Source organism: Ruegeria sp. BHSA123 (assembly GCF_059613425.1).
Genome location: NZ_JBXWSL010000092.1, coordinates 1 through 7,897 on the forward strand (window position 1 = coordinate 1; position 7,897 = coordinate 7,897).

Below are 7,897 nucleotides of genomic sequence, written 5' to 3' on the forward strand. Positions count from 1 at the left end.
CTGTTGAACCATCCGCACGGATGCAGTCGGGCCCAAGGCTTGAGCCCGGGAAATTGGCATCTGCAATAACGATGTCATCGCCATGGCCCATGGCGCGCAGGGCGTACAGCAATTCAGGAGACAACAGCGGGTTGAGGTTACGCAGCATTGACAGGTTCCTTGGGCAAGGGAGCATCTGACCGGATCAGGCCTTCGGTACGCAGGTCTGACCAAAGCTGGGCGGGGATGGAGCGTTCCAGCAGGGCGACATTGGCTTGAACCTCGGCCGCGTTAACAGCGCCCGGAACAACCGTTTTCACGGCGGGGTGTCCCAGAACAAATTGTAGCGCGGCTGCGATCAGTGGTGTGCCATGGGCCGCACAGACGGCTTCGATCCTGCGCACCCGTCCAAGAATATCCTCAGGCGCATCGGAATAGTTATACTTGGCCCCTGGCACCGCTCCGGTAGCGAGGATGCCCGAGTTATACGGCCCGCCCAGAATGATGCCCACATCACGCTTTTCGCAAAGCGGCAGAAAACTGTTCAAGGCTTCCTGTTCCAAAAGCGTATACCGACCCGCCAGAAGAAACCCGTCGAAATCGCCAAGACCCAGCAGTTTCTCGCAAACCTGCCATTCGTTCACGCCCGCGCCAATCGCGGCGATCTCGCCTGCGTCTCGCAGTTCAACCAGCGCCTTGTAACCGCCGTCATCGAACAACTCGCGCACTTTGGCGTCTGACATTTCCTGACTGCCCTGACTGAAAGCGCAGACGTCATGCACCAGAAGAATGTCTGCATTGGCAACACCGATCCGGTCCCGGCTTGCCTCATATGACCGCATGACGCCGTCATAGGTATAGTCGAACACAATGCGTTTCTGCGGAACGTCCACAAACGCTTCGGGCGTCACCTCATGTGGTTCGCAATCCAGCAGCAGACGACCAATTTTGGTCGATAGCTGGATGTTCTCACGTCCAAACCGCCTGATCGCTTCGCCAAAGCGATACTCGGACCGGCCCAACCCGTATTGCGGCGCGGTGTCGAAAAACCGGATGCCTGCGTCAAATGCGGATTGGAGCGCAGCTTGCGCATCAGCATCCGAGACCTTGCGATAAAGATTGCCCAAAGGTGCGCCGCCAAACCCCATGCGGGTCAGCGGCACGGGCCGGGACGTTTTGTTGTTCAGAAGAGCGGTTTGCGAAACGGTCATCCTGCCTCTCGGGTGGTTTGGGGCGTTAAGTTAAACAGCTGCGGTCTTTCCTGTTGCAGCCGTTCGATCCGAGGCATCAGTTGCCCAAGGTGATGGCGCATGGCGTCTTGTGCCGCACGTTCGTCATGGGCACTGATGGCATCGAATATCGCCCGGTGTTCGGACAGTGTTTCCGCAATGCGGCCGGGTGTCGGCAACAGCAACATCCGTGCGCGGCTGACCTGTAGCGACACGGTCTGTGCCACATCCGGCAGGCGAAGCATCCCGGTGAACGCCATCAACAGGGCGTGGAATTCCTCATCTGCGTGGTAAAACCCGGCAATGTCTTCATCTTCGATCAACAGCTCTTGCAGGCGCACATTGCGGCTCAGCTTTTTGCGCTGATCTTCGGTCAGGTCACGCGCAACCTTGGCCACTGTTGCCAGCTCCAGGGCCTCTCGCAGAAAGGCGCCTTCGCGAATTTCCTCCATCGAGAAATAGGACACACGTGTACCCGATTGCGGCACCACATCCACCAGCCCTTCGGCGGAAAGCCTGGTGATGGCGTCCGCGACAGGTGCGCGGGACACACCCAATTGCGCGCAGATCGGCGCCTTCCGAAGGTTAGCGCCGGGGGGGAAATCCAATGCCAGGATCGCCTGTTTGATGGATTGGTAAACGCGCTGCGCGAGCGACCCCTCAAATGTTGAAATGTCGGGCAGGCGGGTGGCGTCAATGTCGTATGGGTGGTTCATAAATCTGAACTATCATACTAACATGTTAGTTGACAAGAGAGGATTATCCCCGTAGCTCTGTGGCGAACAAGCGGGGAATCCATGCACCCAGTTTCAGAGATCAAAGCCCAGGGCGGCCCCGCCCGTGACACAATCCGGCTGAACCCGGATGACAATGTGATCATCGCGTTGCGCGACCTGAAAGCCGGCGCGCAACCGGATGGGTTATCGGTGCAGCTTCCCACGGAAATCGCACGCGGGCACAAGATCGCCACCGCCCCGATTGCGGCAGGTGAGAATGTGATCCGCTACGGACAGATCATAGGTCAGGCCAAAGCGGATATCGCCGCGGGCGAGCATGTTCATGTCCATAATCTGGGTATGGGGGCGCATCAGCAGGACTACGCATATGCAAGCGCGAACACGCCACTGCCCGTGATTTCAGGCGACCGTATCTTCCAGGGCTTCCATCGTGCCGATGGCAAGGTCGGCACGCGCAACTACATCGGCATTTTGACAACGGTGAATTGCTCTGGCTCCGTGGCGCAGTTCATAGCCGAAGCCGCCGAGAAACGGAGCTTGTTGGACGCGTACCCGAACGTGGACGGTATCGTCCCCATCGTTCATGGCACCGGATGCGGGATGTCCGGAAAAGATGAAGGTTATGCCACACTGTTCCGGACATTGGCTGGATATGCCCAGCACCCGAATTTCGCCGGTATCCTTCTGATCGGTTTGGGGTGCGAGGTGATGCAGGTAGCCGATCTGGTTGGGGGTCGTCCGATCCGTCCTGATGGCGTGCTGCGTTACATGACCATTCAGAGTGAGGGCGGCACGCGCCGTACCATTGAACGTGGATTGAACGAACTGCGCGGGATTGCCGAACTCGCGAACAAGGCCGAACGCAAACCTGCGCCGATCAGTGCGATAACGGTTGGAATGCAATGCGGCGGGTCGGATGGCTATTCCGGGATCACCGCCAATCCCGCTTTGGGTTATGCCTCGGATTTGCTGGTGCGGCATGGCGGTACGACGATCTTGTCCGAAACCTCGGAAATCTACGGTGCAGAACACCTTTTGACCCGGCGGGCCGAGACCGTTGAAGTCGGGGAAAAGCTGATAGAACGCATTCGCTGGTGGGAGGGGTATACTCACCGCAACGGTGGTGAGATGAACAACAACCCTAGCCCCGGCAACAAGCGCGGTGGGTTGACGACCATTCTTGAGAAATCGCTGGGCGCTGTCGCCAAAGGCGGAACCGCGCCCTTGCGCGGTGTTTACAAGTTTGGCGAGAAAATCGACAGGACCGGGTTTGTTTTCATGGACAGCCCCGGTTTCGACCCATGCTCGGTCACGGGGCAGGTGGCATCAGGCGCGAACCTGATCGTGTTCACCACCGGGCGGGGCTCGGTTTCGGGTTATCAACCAACGCCCTGCATCAAGCTGGCAACCAATTCCGAAATGTTTGCCCGGATGTCGGAAGACATGGATCTGAACTGTGGGGACATCGTCACAGACGGCGTGAGCATCGAGGCAAAAGGCGAAGAGCTGTTCGAAATGCTGATCCGCGTTGCATCGGGTGAACAAACAAAAAGCGAAGAACTTGGCTTTGGCGGGGTCGAATTTGTCCCCTGGCAAATCGGCGCGGTGATGTAGGCCGCACTACCCCTTGGGGAGAGGGGTGTTTGGGAGGGTAAATGACAAAACTGGTCGACATGTCGGGGATCGAGAAACACTTTCCCGGAGTCCATGCGCTGAAATCAGTGCAGTTCGATCTGGTGCCCGGTGAAGTCCATGCGCTGATGGGCGAGAACGGTGCAGGCAAAAGCACGCTGATGAAAATCCTCTCGGGGATCTATCAGCGCGACGGCGGCACACTGCAAATCGAAGGGCGTAATGCAAACCCAACCACGCCACGCGAGGCGCAGGCTTTGGGTATCGGTATCATCCATCAGGAACTGAGCCTGATGAATGATCTGACGGTGGCACAGAATATTTTTATTGGCCGCGAACCTCGCAAACGGTTTGGCCGACTGAACGATGCCGAGTTGAATGCACAGACAGCCGAGATTTTTGCGTCCATGAACCTAAACCTCGACCCCAGGGCGCAGGTCGGCAGTCTGACCATCGCCAAACAACAGATGGTCGAGATCGCCAAGGCCCTGTCTTTCCGGTCCAGGGTTCTGATCATGGATGAACCGACCGCGGCCCTAAACGATGCTGAAATTGCCGAGCTGTTCGTCATCATCCGCCGTCTGAAGGCCGAAGGCGTGGGCATTGTCTATATCAGCCACAAAATGGATGAGCTGAAGCAGATCGCTGACCGGGTCACGGTGATGCGCGACGGAGAATACGTTGGCACAGTTGACGCGGCAGCAACGCCGATCAGCCAGATTATCGCGATGATGGTGGGTCGCGAAGTCAAGGAAGAGCCGCTGGTTCCCCCCGATCTGAGCGATGCCGAAGTTTCGCTGGAAGTGACCGGGCTGTGTCGGGGTCACGAAATCCACGATGTCAGCTTCTCGGTTCTGAAGGGTGAAATCCTGGGCTTTGCCGGGCTGATGGGGGCCGGACGTACCGAAGTTGCGCGGGCAATCTTCGGGGCAGATCCCAAGGATAGCGGAGAAATCCGGGTGCATGGGCAGGTGGTCTCGATCCGCACGCCATCCGATGCCGTCAAGGCGGGCATTGGCTATCTTTCCGAGGATCGCAAGCATTTCGGCCTCGCCACTGGGATGAGCGTTCGTGACAATGTTGCCTTGGCGTCGATGGATATGTTCACCGGACGTGTCGGTGTTCTGAACGACAGTGAAATCAGCACGACGGCCAAGAGTTACATAATGCAGCTGGGTATTCGCACGCCTTCGGACACGCAGGAGGTGCGTCTTCTGTCCGGGGGCAATCAGCAGAAAGTTGTCATTGCCAAATGGCTGCTGCGGAATTGCGATATCCTGATTTTCGATGAACCCACGCGTGGCATCGACGTGGGCGCAAAATCTGAAATCTACAAGCTGCTGGAAGAACTTGCCGGGCAGGGCAAGACGATCATCGTGATTTCGTCGGAACTGCCCGAGATCATGCGCCTAAGCCATCGCATCGCTGTGATGTGTGAAGGCCGGCTGACCGGCATTCTGCCGGGCGGCAAAGACACCACTCAGGAAGATATCATGCATCTGGCGACCCAGCGGGTGGCAGCGATGCAGGTAACAGGAACAGCGTAATGACCTCAGCAACGGATATCGAAAAGAAAAGCCCGCTGGCGGGTCTCTCCGAAAGTGGCGCCTATCAAAAGCTGCTGGCCTTCGCCAGCTTGATTGCCTTGCTGATCGGGTTTTCAATCGCGTCGCCGAATTTCATGCAAACCTCAAACATGATCGCCATTTTGCAGGCGACATCGGTCAATGGGGTGCTGGCGGTTGCTGCAACACTGGTCATCATAACTGGCGGGATCGATCTGTCCGTGGGAACTCTGATGACGTTCTGCGCCGTCATTGCCGGTGTCGCGCTGACCTATCTCGGAATGCCGCTGTTGCTGGGGGTTGTGGCAGCGATTGCGGCGGGTGCGTTCTGCGGGCTGTGTTCGGGCACCTTTGTCGCCAAGATGAAAATCCCGCCCTTCATTGCCACGCTAGGTATGATGCTGATCCTAAAAGGGTTGTCGCTGGTGATCTCGGGCACGCGGCCCATCTACTTCAACGACACGCCGGGTTTTGACCAGATTTCGCGCGGGTCGCTGATCGGAGAGGTTTTCCCTGCTTTGCCGATCCCAAATGGCGTGCTGATCCTTTTCCTTGTTGCCATTGCAGCTTCGTACATTCTGGGGCGCACGGTTCTGGGCAGATACACCTTTGCGCTGGGATCGAACGAAGAAGCGGTGCGCCTTTCGGGGGTGAATACCGATCTTTGGAAGATGCGCATTTACGCTTTGGCAGGTGCGATCTGCGGTATCGGTGGAATCCTGATCGCGTCGCGTCTGAATTCGGCGCAGCCCGCGCTGGGGCTTGGCTACGAGCTGGAAGCTATTGCTGCCGTCGTGATCGGGGGCACGTCCCTGTCCGGTGGGCGCGGTACGATCCTTGGCACCCTGATCGGTGCCCTGATCATGGCAGTTCTGACCAATGGTTTGCGGGTGCTGTCCGTCGCGCAGGAATGGCAGACCGTTGTCACCGGCGCGATCATCATTCTGGCCGTTTACGCCGATATGGCGCGGCGCAGGAAGACAGGTTGAACATTCACAAAAATTAGAAACGAAGACCAACTGGAGGAGAAGACATGCTAACACGTCGTTTCATTTTGGGGGCCCTGAGTGCGGCCAGCCTTTCGATACCTGCATCAATGTCATCAGCGGAAGACATATATATTCCGCTGGTGTCCAAAGGGTTTCAGCACCAGTTCTGGCAGGCGGTAAAGTCGGGTGCGGAACAAGCCGCCGAGGAATACGGTGTCACGATCACCTTTGAAGGCCCGGACAACGAAACCATGGTGGATCGTCAGATCGACATGCTGGCGGCGGCCTTGGCCAATAACCCCAAGGCCATCGGTTTTGCCGCTCTGGACAGCCAGGCCGCCATTCCACTGTTGAAGCAAGCTGATGAAAAAGGCATTCCGATCATCGCCTTTGACAGTGGCGTTGACAGCGACATTCCGGTTTCTACAGCAACCACAGACAATCAGGCCGCGGCTGCGCTGGCTGCGGACAAGATGGCCGAGATGATTGGCGGCAAAGGCAAAGTGGCCGTTGTTGCGCATGACCAGACCAGCCGCACAGGCATTGATCGGCGTGACGGCTTCGTCAATCGTATTGCTGAAAAATACCCGGACATCGAAGTTGTCACGGTTCAATACGGTCAGGGTGACCACCTGAAATCGACCGAGGTGACCAAAGCAATCCTGACGGCGAACCCCGATCTGAATGGCATCTTCGGCACCAACGAGGGCTCGGCCATCGGTGTGGTGAACGGGGTGCAAGAACTGGGGGCCGAGGGGCTGGTCATCATCGGGTATGACAGCGGTAAGGCCCAGAAAGATGCGATCAAAAGCGGGTTGATGGCGGGTGCAATCACTCAGAATCCCGTGGGCATCGGGTATGAAACCGTCAAGGCTGCTGTAGCTGCGATGAAGGGCGAAGAAGTTCCTGCCCTGATTGATACCGGGTTCTACTACTACGACGCATCCAACATCGACGATCCGAAGATCGCGGCAGTGCTGTACGACTGATTTTCATTGTCATACTTGTTCCTGGCTCTTGGTTCTCCAAGGGCCAGAAGCTTGTCAGAATCCCTGCATCAGCATGTCGATGCCGGCGGTGATCTGCGCAAAGTGATCATCAAGGTTGTCGACTGGCGATTTTAGAATGCCCACCGGAACGGCAGCCATGAATTGGGTCGCCATTACAAACGGTTTGCCCTGGATATCAAAGACGGGATTGAGCCGGGTGGCTGGGATCGGCGCCGTCGCTTCGGGAAGCAGGGGCACGACGACGCGTGTGTTCAACCCGCTCAGCAGATCGCTCTGGATGTCCAGAAGATACCCGTCACCTGACGGGTTGGGGAACACGTCGTATTTTGGCATCAGAACTGTCGGTAGGTATCCAGCGGTAAGCCATTATGCTCGACATACGCGTTGGAACTCTCAAGTGCGGCCTTGTTTTCGGCTTTCCAGCGTTCAGCTTTTGCGCTGGCGACTGCGGCCCGAATGCCGTCTTCGGCTGCCCGGGACAGGTTGATCTTCAGATCCCGCGCCTCGGACAGTATATCGCCATCCAGTGATAGATTTGTCGGTCTACGAGATGGAGCATTCATTTGGTTACCCTCAAGACTGCGCCATTTTACCACTACGCCATATGCGCGTCAAACATGCGCATATTGCTCGACGCGCGGAAAATCTCTGTTCAACGGCACGTGGCAATCAGGAAGTTATTGGCCTGAAAAGAGCATTGCGCTCTGTTCTTGAGCTCCCCCTATTACTGTGCGACTTTTTGTTTGTGTTTGTTGA

10 protein-coding genes are annotated in these 7,897 nt (G+C 57.1%); 5 read left to right on the forward strand and 5 right to left on the reverse strand.

The window, feature by feature from the left end; translation table 11 throughout:
• The 3 genes from AC2FNC_RS19140 to AC2FNC_RS19150 form a co-directional block, all read right to left on the reverse strand.
• On the reverse strand, window positions 1-175 hold a 175-nt coding region (locus AC2FNC_RS19140; protein WP_496716315.1), incomplete at its 3' end, for an RbsD/FucU domain-containing protein.
• Window positions 138-1,190: an aldo/keto reductase gene (locus AC2FNC_RS19145; protein WP_496716308.1), complete on the reverse strand. Its 1,053-nt coding sequence runs from the start codon at window positions 1,188-1,190 to the stop codon at window positions 138-140. The genes AC2FNC_RS19145 and AC2FNC_RS19140, both read right to left, overlap by 38 nt.
• The gene (locus AC2FNC_RS19150) at window positions 1,187-1,924 is read right to left on the reverse strand and encodes a GntR family transcriptional regulator (protein WP_480520815.1); all 738 of its coding nucleotides are present in this window, start codon (window positions 1,922-1,924) and stop codon (window positions 1,187-1,189) included. Before AC2FNC_RS19150 ends, AC2FNC_RS19145 begins: the two co-directional genes overlap by 4 nt.
• Before the next feature lie 81 nt (window positions 1,925-2,005).
• On the opposite strand from AC2FNC_RS19150, the gene AC2FNC_RS19155 reads away from it, so the two are divergent.
• Genes AC2FNC_RS19155 through AC2FNC_RS19170 form a run of 4 tightly spaced genes read left to right on the forward strand, consistent with a single transcriptional unit; the run spans window position 2,006 to window position 7,120 of the window.
• Window positions 2,006-3,559, forward strand: a complete 1,554-nt coding sequence (locus AC2FNC_RS19155; RefSeq protein ID WP_496716309.1) for a UxaA family hydrolase — start codon at window positions 2,006-2,008, stop codon at window positions 3,557-3,559.
• Window positions 3,560-3,600: 41 nt separating this feature from the next.
• Window positions 3,601-5,124, forward strand: a complete 1,524-nt coding sequence (locus AC2FNC_RS19160) for a sugar ABC transporter ATP-binding protein (protein ID WP_480495890.1) — start codon at window positions 3,601-3,603, stop codon at window positions 5,122-5,124.
• Complete coding sequence (locus AC2FNC_RS19165) at window positions 5,124-6,131, forward strand: ABC transporter permease (RefSeq protein WP_480495892.1); 1,008 nt, start codon at window positions 5,124-5,126, stop codon at window positions 6,129-6,131. The genes AC2FNC_RS19160 and AC2FNC_RS19165 overlap by 1 nt, the downstream gene beginning before the upstream one ends.
• A 44-nt stretch (window positions 6,132-6,175) precedes the next feature.
• Window positions 6,176-7,120 (forward strand): ABC transporter substrate-binding protein, encoded by a 945-nt coding sequence (locus AC2FNC_RS19170; protein ID WP_496716311.1) that lies wholly within the window; start codon window positions 6,176-6,178, stop codon window positions 7,118-7,120.
• A 54-nt stretch (window positions 7,121-7,174) separates the two neighbouring features.
• Here AC2FNC_RS19170 and AC2FNC_RS19175 read toward each other — a convergent pair whose 3' ends face one another.
• Both AC2FNC_RS19175 and AC2FNC_RS19180 read right to left on the reverse strand, forming a co-directional pair.
• On the reverse strand, window positions 7,175-7,474 hold the full coding sequence (locus AC2FNC_RS19175) for a CcdB family protein (RefSeq protein ID WP_209599024.1): 300 nt from the start codon (window positions 7,472-7,474) through the stop codon (window positions 7,175-7,177).
• Complete coding sequence (locus tag AC2FNC_RS19180; protein ID WP_480520806.1) at window positions 7,474-7,704, reverse strand: type II toxin-antitoxin system CcdA family antitoxin; 231 nt, start codon at window positions 7,702-7,704, stop codon at window positions 7,474-7,476. The genes AC2FNC_RS19175 and AC2FNC_RS19180 overlap by 1 nt, the downstream gene beginning before the upstream one ends.
• On the opposite strand from AC2FNC_RS19180, the gene AC2FNC_RS19185 reads away from it, so the two are divergent.
• A partial coding sequence (locus AC2FNC_RS19185; protein WP_496716314.1) for a hypothetical protein occupies window positions 7,692-7,897 on the forward strand: 206 nt, incomplete at its 3' end. The two genes, AC2FNC_RS19180 and AC2FNC_RS19185, sit on opposite strands and share 13 nt — an antisense overlap.

Bases quoted from the DNA above. Each gene is read 5' to 3' on its own strand.
- AC2FNC_RS19145 (WP_496716308.1), bottom strand. From the start codon at position 1,190: ATGACCGTTTCGCAAACCGCTCTTCTGAACAACAAAACGTCCCGGCCC.
- AC2FNC_RS19150 (WP_480520815.1), bottom strand. From the start codon at position 1,924: ATGAACCACCCATACGACATTGACGCCACCCGCCTGCCCGACATTTCA.
- AC2FNC_RS19155 (WP_496716309.1), top strand. From the start codon at position 2,006: ATGCACCCAGTTTCAGAGATCAAAGCCCAGGGCGGCCCCGCCCGTGAC.
- AC2FNC_RS19160 (WP_480495890.1), top strand. From the start codon at position 3,601: ATGACAAAACTGGTCGACATGTCGGGGATCGAGAAACACTTTCCCGGA.
- AC2FNC_RS19165 (WP_480495892.1), top strand. From the start codon at position 5,124: ATGACCTCAGCAACGGATATCGAAAAGAAAAGCCCGCTGGCGGGTCTC.
- AC2FNC_RS19170 (WP_496716311.1), top strand. From the start codon at position 6,176: ATGCTAACACGTCGTTTCATTTTGGGGGCCCTGAGTGCGGCCAGCCTT.
- AC2FNC_RS19175 (WP_209599024.1), bottom strand. From the start codon at position 7,474: ATGCCAAAATACGACGTGTTCCCCAACCCGTCAGGTGACGGGTATCTT.
- AC2FNC_RS19180 (WP_480520806.1), bottom strand. From the start codon at position 7,704: ATGAATGCTCCATCTCGTAGACCGACAAATCTATCACTGGATGGCGAT.